Annotated in this window: 15 protein-coding genes and 1 riboswitch; of the genes, 13 read left to right on the top strand and 2 right to left on the bottom strand. The window is 38.1% G+C overall.

Annotated features, from left to right (window positions below):
• The first annotated feature begins 78 nt into the window (after window positions 1–78).
• From EK417_RS00800 to EK417_RS00790, 3 genes are all read left to right on the top strand, one after another.
• Window positions 79–1110, top strand: coding sequence for an AAA family ATPase (locus tag EK417_RS00800; RefSeq protein ID WP_181446063.1), 1032 nt, complete (start codon window positions 79–81; stop codon window positions 1108–1110).
• 67 nt (window positions 1111–1177) lie between these two features.
• Complete coding sequence (locus EK417_RS00795; RefSeq protein ID WP_136521072.1) at window positions 1178–2500, top strand: DUF58 domain-containing protein; 1323 nt, start codon at window positions 1178–1180, stop codon at window positions 2498–2500.
• Between the two features lie 27 nt (window positions 2501–2527).
• On the top strand, window positions 2528–2947 hold the full coding sequence (locus EK417_RS00790; protein WP_110366396.1) for an OsmC family protein: 420 nt from the start codon (window positions 2528–2530) through the stop codon (window positions 2945–2947).
• Window positions 2948–3134: 187 nt separating this feature from the next.
• Here the strand turns inward: EK417_RS00790 and EK417_RS00785 are convergent, their stop codons facing one another.
• Complete coding sequence (locus tag EK417_RS00785) at window positions 3135–5750, bottom strand: MGH1-like glycoside hydrolase domain-containing protein (RefSeq protein ID WP_110366395.1); 2616 nt, start codon at window positions 5748–5750, stop codon at window positions 3135–3137.
• Window positions 5751–5938: 188 nt separating this feature from the next.
• Window positions 5939–6045: riboswitch (SAM riboswitch) on the top strand.
• Window positions 6046–6105: 60 nt separating this feature from the next.
• On the opposite strand from EK417_RS00785, the gene EK417_RS21755 reads away from it, so the two are divergent.
• The 7 genes from EK417_RS21755 to metF all read left to right on the top strand — a co-directional run bounded on the left by EK417_RS21755 (window position 6106) and on the right by metF (window position 15010).
• Window positions 6106–7050, top strand: coding sequence for an alpha/beta fold hydrolase (locus EK417_RS21755; RefSeq protein ID WP_136521071.1), 945 nt, complete (start codon window positions 6106–6108; stop codon window positions 7048–7050).
• On the top strand, window positions 7050–8588 hold the full coding sequence (locus EK417_RS21750; protein ID WP_110366393.1) for an ACT domain-containing protein: 1539 nt from the start codon (window positions 7050–7052) through the stop codon (window positions 8586–8588). Before EK417_RS21755 ends, EK417_RS21750 begins: the two co-directional genes overlap by 1 nt.
• A gap of 124 nt (window positions 8589–8712) precedes the next feature.
• The gene (locus tag EK417_RS00770; RefSeq protein ID WP_076596949.1) at window positions 8713–9873 is read left to right on the top strand and encodes an O-succinylhomoserine sulfhydrylase; all 1161 of its coding nucleotides are present in this window, start codon (window positions 8713–8715) and stop codon (window positions 9871–9873) included.
• Window positions 9874–9901: 28 nt separating this feature from the next.
• The gene (locus tag EK417_RS00765; protein ID WP_110366392.1) at window positions 9902–10288 is read left to right on the top strand and encodes a four helix bundle protein; all 387 of its coding nucleotides are present in this window, start codon (window positions 9902–9904) and stop codon (window positions 10286–10288) included.
• On the top strand, window positions 10263–11285 hold the full coding sequence (locus tag EK417_RS00760) for a homocysteine S-methyltransferase family protein (RefSeq protein ID WP_076596947.1): 1023 nt from the start codon (window positions 10263–10265) through the stop codon (window positions 11283–11285). The genes EK417_RS00765 and EK417_RS00760 overlap by 26 nt, the downstream gene beginning before the upstream one ends.
• A gap of 97 nt (window positions 11286–11382) precedes the next feature.
• Entirely contained in the window at window positions 11383–14043 is a 2661-nt protein-coding gene (gene metH / locus EK417_RS00750) for a methionine synthase (RefSeq protein ID WP_076596946.1), read from the top strand.
• A gap of 7 nt (window positions 14044–14050) precedes the next feature.
• On the top strand, window positions 14051–15010 hold the full coding sequence (gene metF, locus EK417_RS00745; protein ID WP_076596945.1) for a methylenetetrahydrofolate reductase [NAD(P)H]: 960 nt from the start codon (window positions 14051–14053) through the stop codon (window positions 15008–15010).
• A 278-nt stretch (window positions 15011–15288) separates the two neighbouring features.
• Here metF and EK417_RS00740 read toward each other — a convergent pair whose 3' ends face one another.
• Window positions 15289–16443, bottom strand: coding sequence for a hypothetical protein (locus EK417_RS00740; RefSeq protein WP_136521070.1), 1155 nt, complete (start codon window positions 16441–16443; stop codon window positions 15289–15291).
• Between the two features lie 101 nt (window positions 16444–16544).
• On the opposite strand from EK417_RS00740, the gene folE reads away from it, so the two are divergent.
• From folE to cysS, 3 genes are all read left to right on the top strand, one after another.
• Window positions 16545–17213, top strand: a complete 669-nt coding sequence (gene folE / locus EK417_RS00735) for a GTP cyclohydrolase I FolE (RefSeq protein WP_047376638.1) — start codon at window positions 16545–16547, stop codon at window positions 17211–17213.
• Between the two features lie 3 nt (window positions 17214–17216).
• A complete protein-coding gene (locus tag EK417_RS00730; RefSeq protein ID WP_076596942.1) occupies window positions 17217–17648 on the top strand; it encodes a DinB family protein in 432 nt (143 codons plus the stop codon).
• Window positions 17649–17773: 125 nt separating this feature from the next.
• Window positions 17774–19240: a cysteine--tRNA ligase gene (gene cysS, locus EK417_RS00725; RefSeq protein ID WP_076596941.1), complete on the top strand. Its 1467-nt coding sequence runs from the start codon at window positions 17774–17776 to the stop codon at window positions 19238–19240.
• Window positions 19241–20209 lie beyond the last annotated feature (969 nt).

Genomic DNA, 20209 nt, shown 5'->3' with positions numbered 1-20209 from the left:
TTCAATGCTAAAATCTAAGCTCGTTAACATAAATTTAATTGTAGATAAGCATTGTTAAACAGACAAATTAAAATTATTATGGAAAACTTTGATAACCCCAATATAGAAAACCAAAGCGCTATCAATCTTAATAAACAGGAAGAGCAGTTTCAGTCGAGAATCGATATGATAGAACTTCGTGCAAGTCTGGAGAAAGTAAAATCTGAGATCGGAAAAGTGATCGTAGGACAGGAGAAGATGATTGAACATCTTTTGGCCGCATTACTTTCCAACGGCCACGTTCTTATTGAAGGAGTTCCGGGAGTCGCGAAAACAATCACTGCGAAATTATTAGCCAAAACCATTGATGTAGGGTTTAGCAGAATCCAGTTTACACCGGATCTTATGCCTTCTGATATTTTGGGAACATCCGTATTCAATGTGAAAAACTCAGAATTTGAATTTAAAAAAGGGCCTATCTTCTCCAATTTCATCCTGATTGATGAGATCAACAGATCGCCGGCAAAAACACAGTCTGCATTATTTGAAGTTATGGAAGAAAGACAGATCACAATGGATGGAACACGTTATACTCTGGAAGAGCCTTTCCTGGTGATCGCTACTCAAAATCCGATCGAACATGAAGGAACGTATAGACTTCCGGAAGCGCAGCTGGACCGTTTTCTATTCAAAATCAATGTAGGATATCCTAATCTTGAACAGGAAATCGCGATCATTAAAAATCAGCACGAAAGTAAAAAAGAGGATAAAACAGAAGGAATCAACCGCGTTATTACAGCTGAACAATTGAAAAACTATCAGCATCTGGTAAAAGAAATCATTGTGGAAGCCCAATTGATGGAATATATTGCGAAAATTATCATCAATACAAGAGAAAACCAATTCTTATATTTAGGGGCTTCCCCAAGAGCTTCATTAGCACTTCTTACGGCATCAAAGGCATTTGCGGCATTACGAGGAAGAGATTTTGTAACTCCTGAAGATATTAAAGAAGCAAGCTACGCTGTTTTAAGGCACAGAGTAATCGTATCTCCGGAAAGAGAGATGGAAGGTCTTACCGCAGATGAAATTATCCGCCAGATTTTAGAAGGAATAGAAATACCGAGATAGGTTAGTAGAGAGAAGAGTTTGGATTATAATTTCTAAACCCTTTCATCTGCAACCTGCAACCCAACCCATGAAAAACTTATACATTAATACACGTTTCTTTTTTGCACTCATCGGAGTGGGGATTCTGTATGTCCTTGCATTTTTCTTTCCGGTACTGATGTGGGCTGCCCATATCGTACTCCTGCTATGTTTTCTGGCCGCAATGGTAGATTTTTTGTTGATTTTTAATCAAAAAAATGCCTTACAGGTTCAAAGAATTCTGCCGGAAAAGCTTTCTAACGGAGATGAGAACTTTGTGAAAATTGATATTAAAAACAATTACAGCTTTACCATAACCACTAAAATTATTGATGAAATTCCGTTCCAGTTTCAGAAAAGAGATTTCTTGATTGAGAAGCAGATTGCGTCCGGAGCGAATACATTTTTTCAATATTCATTAGAACCCAAGGAAAGAGGAGAATATCATTTCGGAGGTTTGAATGTGTATGCATCTTCACCATTGGGATTCGTCTCCAAAAGATTTATTTTCCAGAAAGATGCCATGCTTCCTTCTTATCCATCTTTTATTCATCTCAGAAAATACGAGCTGATGGCCATTCAGAGTGAATTTTTGTTAGGCGGAATCAAGAGAGTGAGAAAACTGGGACATACCATGGAATTTGAGCAGATTAAAGAATATGTACCAGGAGATGATATCAGAACGATCAACTGGAAAGCCACTTCCAAAACGAATCGTCTAATGGTTAACCAGTTTCAGGATGAAAAATCACAACGTATTTTTATGCTGATTGATAAAGGACGAACCATGAAAATGCCTTTCAACGGATTAAGCTTACTGGATTATTCCATCAATGCAACGATGGCATTATCACATATTATTTTAAGAAAAGGAGACCGGGCCGGAATGATGACATTTTCTAAAAAAGCGGAGAATAAAATTGCTGCAGATAATAAATCCGGACAGTTGAAGAAAATCTCTGAAGCTCTTTATAATATCAAAACAGATTTTTTCGAAAGTGATTTCAACCGTTTGTATCAGGACGTAAAATATTCCATCAATCAAAGAAGCTTGATTCTGCTTTTTACCAATTTTGAAACCCTGGACGGGCTGAACCGGCAGCTGAAGTATCTTCGCGGAATTGCTAAAAACCACTTGCTGGTAGTGATATTCTTTAAAAATTCCGAACTGCAGACGCTGATCAACAAAAATCCTGAAAGTACGCAGGAAATCTACGACGAAATCATTGCTGAAAAATTTGAGTTTGAAAAGAAACTGATCATCCAGGAACTCCGCAAATATGGAATCTATACAGTATATACCCTTCCTGAAAATTTGAATATTGATGTTATCAATAAATATCTGGAGATAAAAGCGAGAGGAATTTTATAACTTTGTAGAAGCAATAAGCAATAAATAATGAAAATTACACTTAACAGAATAAACGACGACTTTTTATTTGAATGTACCAACGCTCAGGGAAACTCCATTCTTTTGGATAATACTTCCCAGCCGGGAGCCAAAGGAGTTTCCCCGATGGAAAGTGTACTCATGGCTGTGGCAGGATGCAGCGGAATTGATGTAGTTTCTATTTTAAAGAAGCAGCGTCAGGAGATCAAAAGTTTTCAGGCAGAGGTAGAAGGAGAAAGAGTACAGGTAGAGGATGCAAAACCTTTTAAATCAATTACCGTTAAATTTCTTCTGGAAGGAGAAATTGATCCTAAAAAAGCACAAAAGGCTGCGGAACTTTCTTTTGAAAAATACTGTTCCGTATCCAAAACGTTGGAACCGAATGTAGAAATCGGATACGAAGTGTATCTGAACGGAGAAAAAATTTAATCTCTTACATAAAAGAGCAAAGAGGCTGTCTCAAAAGTCAAACAATCTGGCTTTTGTCATTCTGACGAAGGAAGAATCTCATTGATAACCAAACATATGAGATTCTTCACTACATTTCATTTCGTTCAGAATGACACTTTTGAGACAGCCTCTTTTTTATTACTCATTACCAATTACTCATTGCTTATTAAAAGGTGAGTCTTGGTTTTATCAGTTTCGCTACAGTGGCGGTCCATCCTGTTTGGTGGGAAGCCCCTACGCCACGGCCGTTATCTCCATGGAAATACTCAAAGAAGGTAATATAATCTCTGAAATGTTCATCATAATTGAATTTCGGATTCCCTCCATTGAAAGCCCTTTGCCCATGTTCATCCTTTAAAAATATAGAACAAAGTCTTTTGCTGATATTTTGAGCCACTTCATCAAGGTTTCTCTTGTCGCCGCTGCCTGTTGGAAGTTCTACTTTCAGGCTGTTTCCATAATAATAATGAAAACGTTGCAGACTTTCTACAATCAGAAAGTTGATAGGAAACCAAATGGGTCCGCGCCAGTTGCTGTTTCCGCCAAACATGCGGCTGTCACTTTCTGCCGGCGTGTAGTAGACCATGTTTTCCTTTCCATGTACTGAGAATACAAACGGATTTTCTTCGTATACCTTAGACATGGCACGGATTCCGTAAGAACTCAGGAACTCATTTTCATCAAGCATTCTGGTCAATACCTTTGTCAGTCTGTTTTTGCGGAGTATACTCATCAGGTGTTTTCTTCCCTGTCCTTCTTCGTCCCAGTGGGAAACCAGCTTGGTGAGTTCCGGCTTATTTTTTAAGATCCATTCCATTCTGGTCCTGAAATTCGGCATCTTTTCCAATAAATGATGATCTACAATTTCAACGGCAAACATAGGGATTAAACCTACAATACTTCTTAGTTTTAAAGAAACACTGTCTCCGTTTCCGAGCTGTAGTACATCATAGAAAAATCCGTCTTCTTCATTCCAGAGACCTTTTGTGCCTTCACCCAGATTTTCCATCGCTTCAGCGATATAAAGATAATGTTCAAAAAATTTGATCGCCATATCTTCGTACACCTTGTAATATTGGGCAAGTTCCATCGCAATACGCATCATATTCAGTGCATACATCGCCATCCAGCTTGTTCCGTCTGCCTGTTCCAGATGCTGGCCATCCTTTAGTTCCATATTCCGGTCAAAAGCTCCGATATTATCGAGACCAAGGAAACCGCCACCAAAAATATTTTTCCCTTTTTTATCCTTCCGGTTCACCCACCATGTGAAATTAAGCAGCAATTTCTGGAAGACTTTTTCTAAAAATAATAAATCCGGCTTTCCGTTATTTTTTTCATCAATTTTAAAAACCCGGAAGCATGACCATGCATGTACAGGAGGGTTCACATCACTCATATTCCATTCATAGGCAGGAAGCTGTCCGTTGGGATGCATGTACCATTCTTTTGTAAGCAGCAAAAGCTGTCCCTTGGCAAATTCAGCATCAATGATGGAAAAAGGAACACAGTGAAATGCCAGATCCCATGTTGCATACCATGGATATTCCCATTTATCAGGCATAGAAATAATATCCTTATTATGGAGATGATTCCATTCTGTATTTCTTACATATTCGTTGAAATTTCTTGGTGCTTCAAAGTTGGGATCACCCTTCAGCCATTTTCCTATATTATAATGATAGAACTGTTTATTCCAGAGAAGTCCGGCAAAAGCCTGTCGCTGTACATTTCTTTCATCTTCGTTTACGGTGTCATTCTGAATTTCTTTATAAAATTCCTCAGCTTCAGCCTGCCGCGTATTGAAAATGGCATCAAAGTTTTCAAAAGGCTCATCGGTCTCTTCAGGGCATAATCTGAATTCAAAAACTTTTGATTCTCCGGCTCCGATAAGCTCATCAATCAGAAAAGAGGCTTTTGTTCCCCGCTTTTCGGGATTTACTGTATTCGTTTTATCAGTAATGAAATTATTGATTCCGTCTTTGAAATACATATTTTCAGGAGCAGGAGCTCCGTAAAGTTTAGACGTATTGGTTTCATTATCACAAAATACACTTTCTGCGTTTAAATTCCTGGAATAGAATTTCTTGATCGAAATGCTGTCATGTCCAATGTTAATACTTCCGTCGGGAGATGCATTGATTTCTCCCTTATACGTATTGTATCCCCATTTCCAGTTGTTTCTGAACCATACAGTCGGAGCTACCAGAATAGGAGCTTCATGCTGACTTCGGTTGCATACTGTTATTCTGGCAAGAATATCATTGTGATCGGCTTTACAGTATTCAATGAAAATATCAAAATATTCATCATTATCGAAAATTCCGGTATCGAAAATCTCATATTCCGGTTGCTTTTTGCTGCGTCTTCCGTTTTCTGCAACAAGCTCATCGTAAGGAAATTCATTAATTGGATATTTATACACCATTTTCATATAGCTGTGAGTAGGCGTATTATCCAGATAATAAAAGATTTCTTTGATGTCTTCCCCATGGTTCCCCTGAGGATTGCTCAATCCGAAGAACCGTTCTTTTACCATTTTGTCCTTCTTGTTCCAGAACGAAAGAGCAAAACACAAAAGCTGCTTTACGTCAGAAATACCGGCAATGCCTTCTTCACCCCAGCGGTAGGCATAGCTTTCGGCATTATTATGATTGGTAAAGTTCCAGGCATTCCCGTTCGGGCTATAATCTTCGCGTACATTTCCCCACTGCCGGTTACTTACATAAGGTCCCCAGTTTTTCCATTTGATATCTTGTAATCTATCTTTTTCGGCGGTCATATCTCATCATTTTTCCACACGAAGTTAGTTTTTTTGACAAGTAATTCCAATTTTTTTCATCTGAATAATTATTAATATAGTCTTGAAATGCTTGTGTTTAAGGGCTTTTTTAAATATTAAAATAATTTTTTTTTGAAATTAAAAGAAAAGAACTACCTTTGCATCATTCGTTCATTCAAATATTGAAAATGTTATCAAGAAAGGTTGAGGGATTAGACCCTATGAAACCTTAGCAACCCTTTGTGCAAGCAAAGAAGGTGCTACGTTCTACCAAAGTATTTTGGACAGATAACTTACTGAAGTTCTTTTCAGCCATTTCCTGTGGCATTTTCAATTGTATTAAAATTTAATAGAATTGAAAACAGAACTAAACTATATTAATCTTTCGTATCAAACAAATTCCCAAAAGGAATACCATATCCCGTTAAGCTATCAGCTTTTTGGGAAAGATCTGTTTACAGCCCCTGTCATTTTAATCAACCACGCCCTTACCGGAAACTCAAATGTATCCGGAGATAAAGGCTGGTGGAAACAGCTGGTAGGAGAAAACCAGATTGTTGATACTGATCAATACACTGTTCTGTGTTTCAATATACCCGGAAACGGATATGACGATTTTTTAATTGAAGACTATGAAGACTTCACCCCTTCAGATATCGCCGCAATATTTCTGAAAGGACTTGAAGCTTTACATATCAAAAATTTATATGCCATTATCGGAGGCTCTCTGGGAGGAGGGATTGCCTGGGAAATGCTTGCCAAGCAGCCGGATCTCGCAGAAATATTTATTCCCATAGCCTGTGATTACAGAACACACGACTGGCTTCATGCGCAGTGTCTGGTTCAGAAATTTTTATTGAATGATAAAGAAGAACCATTACAGAAAGCGAGAATTCATGCCATGCTGTGTTACAGAACTCCACAGTCACTCAATGACAGATTTCAAAACCAATATAATCAGGAAAAACAACGCCTGGAATCAGAAGACTGGTTGGTTTATCATGGTAATGCACTGAACGAAAGGTTTAGTTTAAAAGCATACAAGCTGATGAATCATCTCTTAATGAATATAAACGTTGCTGAAGAAGCACTGGAGAACATACAGGCACGAATGCACATGATCTCCGTAGATACAGACTTATTCTTCCCGGCTTCTGAAATCCGGATGTGTTTTGAAAACTTAATAGAGAAAAATAAGGATGTTTCTTATCACGAGATCCAATCTATACACGGGCATGATGCCTTCCTAATGGAATATCAACAATTAAATAATATCATTAAAAACATTTTACAGAAGTAATGAAAAATGCTAACGAAATAAAATTTTTGAAGAACAGATCAATCGTCAAATTTGAAGGAGAAGATTTCCTGGGAGAAATCGGGATTGACGGACGTATTTTTAAAGCGCTTACTTTAGCGCGCATCAGTGTAGGTGTAATTTCTCAGCAGGCCGTAGAAAACGGAATTTCTATTCTGGTTCACGCCAATGATGCAGAAAAAGCAGTAGCCTGTCTTATTGATGAATTTGAAGAAGAAAGAAAATCAGGAAAAGTTTCCCAGATCTATAGTATCAATAATGTTTCTGTGATTGGTTTTGTAGCAGAAGATTTTAATAAGGTCTTTGCAGAACTGGCAAGAAACAATGTTTTCCCATTGCTTTTAAATCAGGTGGCAGGAGAAAACAGAGTCAATATCGTAGTGACTTCTTCACAGGATGAAAAAACAAAAAATATCATAGAATCTGAAATTTTCAAAAAGCCAAAGACAGTTCATCTGGCTATCATTGGTCACGGAAACGTAGGAAAAACCCTGATAGAACAAGTGCTTGAATCAGCAGAAGAAATTAAAAAACGTAAAAAAATTGATCTTAAAGTAGTCGCAGTAGCCAACTCTAAGAAAATTGCCTTCAACAAAAAAGGATTTGATGCCAATTGGAAAGATGAGGTTTTAACCGCAGAACATCCATCGAATGTAGAAGAACTGATTAATTTCTCGAACGAAAATCAACTGGAAAACCTGATCGTTGTAGATAACACAGCCAGCAAAGATTTTGTTAAAAACTATCATGCTTTGGCAGAAAACGGATTTGATCTCGTTTCTTCCAACAAAATTTTTAATACGCTTCCCATTGAGGAATACAGAAAACTAAGATATACGTTGAGCAAAAACAACAGACGTTATCTATATGAAACCAATGTTGGTGCAGGTCTTCCGTTAATTGACACCATCAAATTATTACACCTTTCAGGAGAGAATATTACAAGAATTAAAGGCGTATTCTCAGGAACATTGAGCTATGTTTTTAATAATTTTTCTTTAAGAGATGATAAATTTTCAACCATCATCAACGAAGCTCTGGAAAAAGGATACACAGAACCGGATCCAAGAGAAGACTTATCAGGAAATGATGTAGCCAGAAAACTATTGATTCTTGCGAGAGAATTAGACTTAATCAATGAATTCGGAGATATCAATATCCAAAATCTGGTTCCGGAAAGCTTATTGGAGGTTTCAAAATCAGAATTCCTTTCAAGACTGGAAGAACTGGATGATGAATACCAGAAGATAAAAGAAAATCAGGAACCTGGACACGTATTGAGATATGTAGGTGATCTGCACGGTGATCTGCAGACAGATAAAGGCGAGTTGGATGTGAAACTGATTTCAGTTCCTGCAACTTCCGCTTTAGGTCAGTTAAAAGGTTCAGATTCAATCTTTGAAATTTATACAGAAAGTTACGGAGAAAATCCAATTGTTATCATGGGAGCCGGAGCCGGAGCACAGGTAACGGCAAGAGGTGTATTCGGGGATATTTTAAGAGTAAGTGAAACAAAATAATATTTAATGTAACAATCTAATAATGTATCAGTTTACCAATAATTGGTGTCGTTATTCTGAGCAAAGCGAAGATTTTAATTGGTACATTGTCAGACTGCTATATTGGTAAATTAATTAAAACTATATGGAAAATTTTGAAACATCAGCAATAAGAACCCAGACGGAAAGATCTCAGTTTGATGAGCATTCTACACCATTATATCTTACTTCCAGTTTTATATTTCAGGATGCGGAAGATATGAGAGCCAGCTTTGCTGAAGAAAAACCTAAAAACCTATACAGCCGTTTCTCTAATCCCAACGTAACAGAGTTTACAGATAAAATTGCTAAAATGGAAGGCGCAGAAGCAGGATATGCCTTTGCAACCGGGATGGCTGCCATCTATTCTACATTTGCCGCATTGCTGAATGCCGGAGATCATATTGTAAGCTGTCAGTCTGTATTCGGGTCTACGCATACTTTGTTTACCAAGTATTTCCCGAAATGGAATATTGAAACCTCTTATTTCAAAGCTGGAGATGCGGAAAATGTTGAACAATACATTAAGCCCAATACAAAGATCTTATATCTTGAAACACCTACCAATCCGGCTATTGAAATTCTGGATCTTGAGTTTTTCGGACAGATCGCTAAAAAGCATAATCTTATTTTTATTGTAGATAACTGTTTTGCAACACCTTATCTTCAGCAGCCAATCAAATACGGTGCAGATATTGTGGTACACTCAGCTACGAAACTGATTGACGGGCAGGGAAGAGTTTTAGGAGGAATAGCTGTAGGAAAAGAAGACCTGATCAGAGAAATTTATCTTTTCGCAAGAAATACAGGACCTGCATTATCTCCTTTTAATGCGTGGGTATTATCCAAAAGTTTAGAAACATTGGCAATCCGTGTAGAAAAACACTGTGAAAATGCTTTGAAGGTGGCCGAATTTTTAGAAAGCCATCCTAATGTGGAATTAGTAAAATATCCATTCCTGAAATCCCATCCAAATTATGAAGTAGCCAAAAAGCAGATGAAGCTGGGAGGAAACATTGTAGCATTTGAAATAAAAGGAGGAATAGAAGGCGGAAGAAACTTTTTAGATAAGATACAAATGTGTTCGCTGTCTGCCAACTTAGGTGATACAAGAACGATCGTTACGCATCCGGCATCCACTACGCACTCCAAGCTTTCTGACGAAGAAAGAAATGAAGTAGGGATTACTGCAGGGTTGGTTCGTTGCTCAGTAGGGCTGGAAAATGTGGAGGATGTCATTGCAGATTTGAAGCAGGCTTTAGATTAGTTAATTGTTAACAGTTTATAAGAACTCAATGAATAGAGATTACACAGAATTAGCAATTTGGAGAGAAGGAAGAAAGTTGGTGCATTTAACTTATGCCCTTACTGCAAATTTTCCTAGAAAAGAGCTATTGGCTTTAACGGTTCCAATAAGAAGAATGGCAACTTCAGTTTCGTTGAATATAACGGAAGGAAGTAGAAGAGAGGCTTCTGAAGATACTTTACAGTTTCTGCATATTGCTGGAAAATCTCTCTGTAAACTGGAAACTCAATTCCATTTTGCTTCAGACCGGCATTATATTTCTAAAGAAGATTTTGAAATCATCAATAAACAAATCCTCTTATGCAAAAAACTGGTCAGCGGATTTATAAACTATTACAAATTGATAGAAAATGAAAAATTCAGAACAATTATATAAAGCGCTATCCGAAAGAATTTTGATTCTTGACGGTGCCATGGGAACCATGCTTCAGAGATACAAATTTGAAGAAGAAGACTATCGCGGGGAGCGTTTTAAAGACTGGGAACATCCTGTAAAAGGAAATAATGACCTGCTTTCTCTGACGCAGCCTCAGGCGATTGAAGAAGTTCACAAAAAATACCTGGAAGCAGGAGCAGACATCATTGAAACCAATACCTTTTCAGGAACTACCATTGCAATGGCAGATTATCATATGGAAGAACTGGTATATGAACTGAACTATGAGTCAGCAAAAATTGCCAGAAAAGCCTGTGATGAGTATACCGCGAAAAATCCGGACAAACCGAGATTCGTAGCCGGATCTATAGGACCAACAAACAGAACAGCTAGTTTAAGCCCTGACGTTAATGATCCAGGATACAGAGCCATCACTTTTGAAGAACTGAGAGTGGCATACAAACAGCAGTGTGAAGCTTTGCTGGACGGAGGTTCAGATATCCTTCTGGTAGAAACCATCTTTGATACCCTGAATGCAAAAGCTGCCTTATTTGCGATTGATGAATTACAGGACGAAAGAGGAATAAAAATTCCAATCATGGTTTCAGGAACGATTACGGATGCATCCGGAAGAACATTAAGTGGGCAGACGGCAGAAGCTTTCCTGATTTCGGTTTCCCACCTGAATTTATTAAGTGTAGGTTTCAACTGCGCGTTGGGAGCAGATCAGCTGACTCCTTATCTTGAAACACTGGCTCATAATTCAGAATTCTATGTCTCAGCATACCCGAATGCCGGTTTACCGAATGCCTTCGGAAAATATGATGAAACTCCCGAAGATATGGCAAGGCAGATCAAAGAATATGTGGAAAAAGGACTGATCAACATTATCGGAGGATGCTGCGGAACAACTCCGGAGCACATCAAAGCGATTGCTGACCTGGTAGATCAGTATTCACCAAGGAAAGCTGGGAATTTGCTAAAGAATATTATTTAGCATACGGGAAATTTTCAGTGACTGCAGCTTTTAAGCAAGCACAGGGATTTATTGAGGCAGAATGCCAATAACGCCTACTATATTTTAGAAGAATAAAATGAAGTATTTAAGATTATCAGGCCTTGAGCCTCTTATCATAACCCCGGAAAGTAATTTTATCAACGTTGGTGAAAGGACCAATGTTGCCGGTTCCAAAAAATTTTTAAGACTCATTAAAGAGGAGAAATTCTCTGAAGCATTAGATATTGCCCGCCATCAGGTAGAAGGAGGTGCCCAGATTCTGGATGTCAATTTTGATGATGGTTTGATTGATGGAAAAGCTTCCATGATCAAATTCCTGAACTTAATTGCCTCCGAACCGGATATCGCAAGAATCCCAATCATGGTAGACTCTTCCAAATGGGAAATCCTGGAAGCTGGTCTTCAGGTAGCTCAGGGAAAATGTGTCGTGAATTCTATCAGCTTAAAAGAAGGCGAGGAAGAATTTATAAAACATGCCAAAGCTATTAAAAGATATGGAGCAGCAGTCATTGTTATGGCATTTGATGAGGTAGGGCAGGCTGACAGTTTTGAACGAAGAATTGAAATTTCAAAACGTTCCTATGATATTATGGTCAATCAGATTGGTTTCCCTGCAGAAGATATCATTTTCGACTTAAATATCTTTCCGGTGGCAACAGGAATGGATGAGCACAGAAGAAATGCCATCGACTTTATTGAAGCGACACGCTGGGTAAGACAAAATCTTCCTTATGCATCCGTAAGTGGGGGAGTGAGCAACGTCTCCTTCTCTTTCCGTGGAAATGATACCGTAAGAGAAGCCATGCACTCGGTATTCCTTTATCACGCCATTCAGGCAGGAATGAATATTGGTATTGTAAATCCTGCGATGCTGGAAGTGTATGATGAAATCAATAAAGAATTGCTGGAGCTGGTAGAAGATGTCATTCTGGATAAACGAGAAGATGCTACAGAAAGACTTCTCGACTATTCAGAAAAGCACAAGTCTGTAAAGAAAGAAAAGACCGAAGATCTGGAATGGCGAAACAATCCATTACAGGAAAGAATTACCCACGCTTTGGTAAAAGGGATTGATCGTTTTATCGAAGAAGATGTAGAAGAAGCAAGACAATTGGCTGCAAAACCGCTTCATGTGATCGAAATTAATCTGATGACCGGAATGGGAGTCGTAGGGGATTTATTCGGAAGCGGGAAAATGTTCTTACCTCAGGTAGTGAAATCTGCGAGAGTAATGAAAAAAGCAGTGGCCTATTTACAACCTTACATTGAAGCAGAAAAAGACGGCTCGAAACCTGCCAATGGAAAAATATTAATGGCAACGGTAAAAGGAGACGTTCATGATATCGGTAAAAATATTGTGAGTGTTGTTTTGGGTTGCAACAACTATGAAATCGTAGACCTCGGTGTGATGGTTCCCGCTGAAAAGATTATCCAGACCGCTATTGCAGAAAAAGTAGATGTTATTGGATTAAGCGGACTGATTACACCAAGCTTGGATGAAATGGTATATATCGCTTCAGAATTAGAAAGACAAAATTTAGATTTTCCTTTGCTGATAGGTGGTGCAACAACTTCAAAAGCACATACCGCAGTGAAAATCGATTTAAAATATAAAAACGCTGTTGTTCACGTAAATGATGCTTCCCGAGCTGTAAACGTAGTAAGTTCATTGTTGGGCGACAGGAATAAAGAATATGTTTCAGATTTAAAGAATGACTATTCCGATTTCAGAGAAAAGTTCCTGAACAGGCAGGTAGATAAAGATTATGTTTCCATTGAAGAAGCAAGACAAAATAATTTTAAAATTGACTGGGAAAATGAAGAAATTTTCACACCCAATAATCTTGGAATAAAGGTAATAGAAAATCAGGATCTGAGAGAACTTCTTCCTTTTATCGACTGGTCTCCGTTCTTCAGAAGCTGGGATCTTCATGGGAAATACCCGAATATCTTAGAAGATGAGGTTGTAGGAGCTCAGGCAAAAGAACTGTTCAAAGATGCTCAGGTAATTCTGAAGAGAATTCTTGATGAGAAACTTTTAACAGCAAAAGCCATCTTCGGAATCTTTAAAGCCAATTCCAATGTATCTGATGATATCCTGATTTTTGATGAAAATAATAATGAACTGGCCAAGTTTTTAACCTTAAGACAGCAGGCTCAGAGATCAAAAGGCAAAGATTATCTGGCGCTAAGTGATTTCATCGCTCCTCAAAGTTCAGGTAAAACCGATTATGTAGGAGCATTTTGTGTGACCACAGGTTTCGGAACTGATGAATTGGCAGAAGAATATGAAAAAGCCAATGATGATTACAATGCCATCATGGTGAAAGCTCTGGCAGACCGTTTTGCAGAAGCCTATGCAGAATTTTTGCATAAAAAAGTACGAACAGAATATTGGGGATATGCCAATCAGGAAAACTTAAGCAACGAAGAGCTTATTGCCGAAAAATATAAAGGAATCCGTCCCGCCCCAGGTTATCCGGCTTGCCCTGATCATTTGGAAAAGAAAACCATCTGGGATTTATTAAAAGTAGAAGAAAATACAGGCGTTTTCCTTACAGAAAGCCTTGCCATGTTCCCAACAGCATCCGTTTCCGGATATTATTTCGGAAGCCCGCATGCCAAATATTTCGGATTAGGAAAAATTACAGAAGACCAGCTTGAAGATTATGCAGAAAGAAGAGGTTGTAGCATTCAGGAAGCGAAAAAATGGTTATCACCCAATTTAGCAGATTAATATTGACATGAAGATAACAGAACACATTAAAAATGCAAATGGAAAAACTTTATTCTCCTTAGAAGTTGTTCCGCCACAGAAGGGAATCGGGATTGAAGATCTCTATACCAATATAGATCCTTTGATGGAATTTAAACCACCTTTCATTGATGTTACCACTTCAAGGGAAGAATATATTTATATAGATAAAGGAAATGGCCTGATGGAACGCCGTATTACAAGAATGCGCCCCGGAACACTGGGAATTTGTGCTGCAATCCAGCATAAATATAATGTGGACACAGTTCCACATCTTCTTTGCGGAGGTTTTACAAAAGAAGAAACAGAATATCTACTGGTAGATTGTATGTACCTTGGGATAGACAATGTAATGGCTTTAAGGGGAGATGCCATGAAAGGACATCAGTATTTCGAACCGACTCAGGGAGGTCATGCCAGTGCGATGGATCTTGTGGAGCAGATTAATGATCTCGGAAGAGGAAAATACCTTCATAACGAAGAACAGGTATGTGATGAATTGAACAAATTCTGCATCGGGGTTGCCGGATACCCCGAAAAGCATATGGAAGCCCCTTCCATGAATTACGACCTGAAGTGGCTCAAACAAAAAGTAGATGCCGGAGCAGATTATATCGTAACCCAAATGTTTTTTGACAATAAAAAGTATATTGAATTCGTTCAGAAAGCAAGAGAAATAGGGATTACAGTTCCGATTATTCCGGGAATCAAACCTATTGCGACCAAGAAACACCTGAAAATCTTACCTCAGGTATTCAAAATAGATCTTCCCGAAGAACTGATCAATGAGGTAGAAAATGCGAAGAATAATGAAGCTGTAAAGCAGATCGGAGTTGAGTGGGCCATTGCACAATGCAGAGAATTGCTGGATTTTGGAGTTCCTGTTCTGCACTTCTATTCAATGGGGAAAAGTGATAATATTAAAAAAGTAGCCGGTGAGCTATTCTAATAAAAGTACCAAAATGAAGGAACCCTGCTGTAAAAAGCAGGGTTTTTATTTTAATCATAATCTGTGATACAGAAAATAGAATAGAGTAAGAAAACCACAGGCTATACAACCGCTTAGAAATAATCAATTAAGTTGATTCAACCTTTGCTACCTCAAAAATATAAGAGCCACAAATAAAAACTCTGCGTAAAATAGCTTACAGTATTTAGAAAAAGTAAACTAAGCTTTTAGTTAATAAACACACTTCAATAACTCCCATCTTCCAGCCTCCATCTTACTTACCCAAGAATTTCATGTCTCTCAAACTCCTTATTCCTGTCAAACAAATACCGGTAAGTAGCCAGTTTTCGGGTAACAGTAGTATCAAGAGCCTCTGCAATTTTAATCATTTTTGGATTAAAGTCCCCAATCCACTGCAGCTCCGTAATCGTAAAATCCGTATGCTTTCTTAAATGCTGTGTTCCTTCCCAGATCATATACCCGTCAATCCCTTTCTTCTGCCATTCAGGGACCACACCGAAAACGAGACCCACCATTTTTTCATTCTTTTTAAAACGCTTTAAAAACAAAAATTTGAGCTTTTCAAAAATTCCGAACTTTCCATTCAGATATTTAGACCATTGGTTAACGTCAGGAATATTGATCCACATTGCAATCGGTTTCTCATTTTCATAGACAAACCATGAAATATGTTCATTGATGATGGGTTTCATCGTCTTGAACATTTTCAGAACTTTTGCCTCTTCCAAACGTTTCCCTTCCCCATGGGAAGCCCAGGCTTTATTATAAACTTCTGTAAAGTCCTTTGCAAATTTCGGCAGATTATTCTTTTTTACAGGCTGAGCAGAAATGGCAGGATTTCTTCTGTTCTTTTCATGTGCAATGGTAAAAATCCTTGAAACTTCTGCAAAAACAGGTCTGGTAAAACAAAGCTGCTCAAAATAAATCTGAAATCCATAATTTTCAAAAAGATCCTTGTAATAAGGGAAGTTGTAATTCATTCCAAACAAAGGCTCTATAAAACCTTCAGTTAAAAGTCCCCAGAATTTATCCCGTTCCCCAAAATTGATAGGGCCGTCCATTGCCTCCATTCCTTTTTCCTGAAGCCGGTTTTTACAATAGTCAAAAATAAAATTGGCTGTTTCCTGATCATTAATACAGTCGAAAAAACCAATTCCTCCCGTAGGCTGCTTTTGCTCATAGCATCCATTCACAAAAACAGCAACTTTTCCAACTGTCTTGTTATTTTTTTTAAACAAAAATCTCTCACATTCTCCGTTTTTAAAGAATTTGTTTTTTTCAGGGTCAAAAATCTCCTCAATATTTTTATTCAAAGGACGTATATAATTTTTGTCGTGTTGATAGAGGCGGGCAGGGAATTCCAGAAATTCCCTTTTTTGGAGTTGGTTTTGTACTTGTTCGACAATAATCATAGGCTTTTTAATCAGAAATGGCTATAAAGGATAATGTTTTTCATCTCATTTGAAATAGAGAAAAAGATATTATCCGTATTTTTGCTGCAAATTAAATAAAAATGGTTGATTTTACTGATAACGACGATGATATTTTCACGGGAAAAGAACATACGCCTATAAGGAAAGATGCTTTTGATAAATCGCCACAGGAAAAAATTGAAAAAATTACTGAACTTTTCGGCGAGATCATGGAAACGCTGGGCATGGATATGACAGATGATTCTCTGAAAGACTCTCCAAGACGTGTTGCCAAGATGTATGTGAATGAGATTTTCGGAGGACTTCTTCCGGAAAATAAGCCAGGAATTTCCACTTTCTCAAATAAATACAAGTACCGCCAGATGTTGGTGGAAAAAGATATCACGGTATACTCTTTCTGCGAACACCACTTTTTACCTATCATAGGAAGAGCGCATGTTGCTTATATTTCCAATGGAGAAGTAATAGGTCTTTCAAAAATTAACAGAATTGTGGATTATTATGCAAAAAGACCACAGGTTCAGGAAAGATTGACCATGCAGATTGTTGATGCCTTGAAAGAAGCTTTGGGAACAAAAGATGTAGCCTGTATCATTGATGCCAAACACCTTTGCGTCAACTGTAGAGGAATAAAAGATACAGCAAGTTCTACAATTACTGCGGAACTAAGTGGTATTTTCAGAACCAACCCTATTACAAGACAGGAATTCTTACATTACGTAGGAAGCCACGCAAAGCTTGATTATTAAATCATGAACTACCGGATTCTTAGAAATATTATCGATGCCGAGCTTCAGAGATTTCAAAACATCACTGATGAAGAGTGGTCATATAAAGGGATTTCTGAAAAATGGTCAAAAAAAGAAATTATTGGTCATCTTTGTGACAGCGCTTTTACAAATATCCGTAGATTTGTTGTGACACAATATAAAGAGAACGAAAATATTGTATACGACCAGAATTTTTGGGTAAAAGCTCAGAACTATCAGAATGTTCCTGTTTCAGATCTTATTGACCTTTGGAAGTCTTTGAACTATCAGATTGTTCACATCGTGGAAAATATTCCGGATGAAGCATTACAGAGAACCTGTGATACTACCAAAACAGAACCCAGGGTGTATACGTTGGAATTTATTATTAATGATTATGTAGACCATTTACAGCATCATTTAAAAGCGATTTAATTATGATAAAATTTAAAAAAGTTTCCGATAAAATCTTCATTGCAACAATTATTTGTTGTGACAGAATTATTTTTTAACTACTTTTTGAATCTTTAAAACTATTAAATCTTTTAACTTAAAAATAAATGCAATTAAAAATATATAACTCCCTTACAGCGGAAAAAGAAATATTTAAACCCATCTTAGAAGGAAATATCGGGATGTATGTCTGCGGACCTACCGTGTACAGCAATGTGCATTTAGGAAATGTAAGAACCTTCCTTTCCTTCGATTTTATCTACCGTACCCTGACTCATTTGGGGTATAAAGTAAGATATGTAAGAAATATTACCGATGCTGGACACCTTACCGATGATGGAAATGTAGATAACGACAGATTCGTAAAGCAGACCAGACTTGAAAAGCTGGAACCTATGGAAATTGTACAGAAGTACACTGTAGACTTCCACAAAGTACTGGATATGTTCAATCTGCTGCCACCCAACATCGAACCTACAGCAACAGGACATATTGTAGAGCAGATAGAATTAACGCAAAAACTGATTGAAAGAGGCTTTGCTTACGAAAGCAACGGCTCAGTATACTTTGATGTATTAGAATACAACAAAAGAGGACTGAACTATGGTGAACTTTCAAAACGTAATATAGAAGAGCTTTTCGCCAATACCAGAGACCTTGACGGACAGGGTGAAAAGAAAAACCCACAGGATTTTGCATTATGGAAAAAAGCATCCCCTGCTCACATCATGAGATGGAATTCCCCTTGGGGAGAAGGCTTCCCGGGATGGCATCTGGAATGTACTGCAATGAGTACAAAATATTTGGGTGAAACATTCGATATCCATGGAGGAGGAATGGACCTTAAATTCCCTCACCACGAATGTGAAATTGCACAAGGGAAAGCTTGTAACGATGCCGCACCGGTAAATTACTGGATGCACGCCAATATGCTGACGATGAATTCTCAGCGTATGAGCAAATCTACAGGGAACTATATCCTTCCAATGCAGTTGGTTACCGGAGATAATGACTTCTTTGAAAAACCTTTCCACCCTTCAATTGTACGTTTCTGCTTCCTGCAGGCGCACTACAGAAGCGTTCTGGATATTTCAAACGATGCCATGATGGCCAGTGAAAAAGGATTCATCAGATTAATGGAAGCAGTGAAAGTATTGAATTCTATTACTCCAGATGATTCAAAACAATCCGGTTTCAGCCTGAAAGAGTGGAAAAATAAAGCCTATGAAGCTTTAACAGACGATTTCAATTCACCAATACTGATTGCCCACCTGTTTGAAGCAGTGAAATACATCTTTGCTTTAAATGATGGTAAAGAAACAATCTCAACTGCAGATCTTGAAGATTTGAAAACTACACTCAATGCATTTATCTTTGACGTTCTGGGATTACAAACCGTGGAAGAGAATAACAATGAAAAGCTTGATCAGACCCTAAAAGTTTTGATCGAACTGAGAAATCAGGCAAGAAAATCCAAAAACTTTGAGCTTTCAGATCAGATCAGAGACAAATTGCTTGCAGAAGGTATCGAATTAAAAGACGGAAGAGACGGAACATCATACGTTCTGAACTAAAAAATATAACTTTGTTTTATCCCATTCCGTAGGAGTCCCTTATATACAGGACTCTTACGGAATGTTTTTTTACTCCCAGAAACACTCTCACTATTTCCTATTTCTTTTTTTATTCTTCCATCACCAGGCGTCTTACGCTCTTTTATCTTCAACCCTCTTGTCCTCCAACTCCCGAACCCTCTCCAACTCTCCAACTTTTTTTGGGGGATCTTTTTCCTGCTCTCCATTCCTACTCCTCGCGCCATGCTCTCCCAGGCTGTCACCCAGAGCGAAGTCGAAGGGTCTCCCAGGCTCCAACCCACCGACTCTCCCACGCAAGCTGCGGGGTAACCATTTCTATCAGGGCTAGGGGGGGAGTTATAAATGATAAATGATGAATGATGAATGATGGATGATGGATGATGGATGATGTGGGTTTCGGGGGAATGATCATAAATTTCTATTCCCATTGTGTCATTCCGTAGGAATCCCAACTTCTTTACGAGAGTCTTAAAGGAAGTAATATGACAGGATAATATCTAAGACTTTTTTTAGCAGTTAGTATTAGCCGTGTCCTGCAGAGCTGAGGCTAAGCATTTTAATTAATTATGGGTATAGGAGCTAAATCCTATTACTCTATATATAATATAAAAGCAAACATCTTATCTGTGTCCATCTGTGTCATCTGTGGTTCCTTATACCTATTCAATAGGAGCGGTGTATAATCCTGAGCTTCGTCGAAGGAATCCCGTTTAGCAAAAAAGAACCCCTTAATTCAGGTTTAGCCAAAACCTATATATAGGTTATTAATTTAAAAAAGCTATTCTCATAATTCTATAGACCATATTTTGATCATTCGGCACCAAAACCCCGCATCTTGCATCCGGAATCACCCCCTCTCACCCTCTCCAACGCTCCCACCCTCCAACCCACCCACCTGATCTTCCAAACAAATGTTTAAAATTTTTCACCTTGCTATCCAGCTGTTTA

The organism is Chryseobacterium candidae, from assembly GCF_004916905.1.
GTDB lineage: Bacteria > Bacteroidota > Bacteroidia > Flavobacteriales > Weeksellaceae > Chryseobacterium > Chryseobacterium candidae.
The sequence above is the reverse complement of the archived record's forward strand: the minus strand, read 5'-3'. Positions and strand labels throughout refer to the sequence as shown.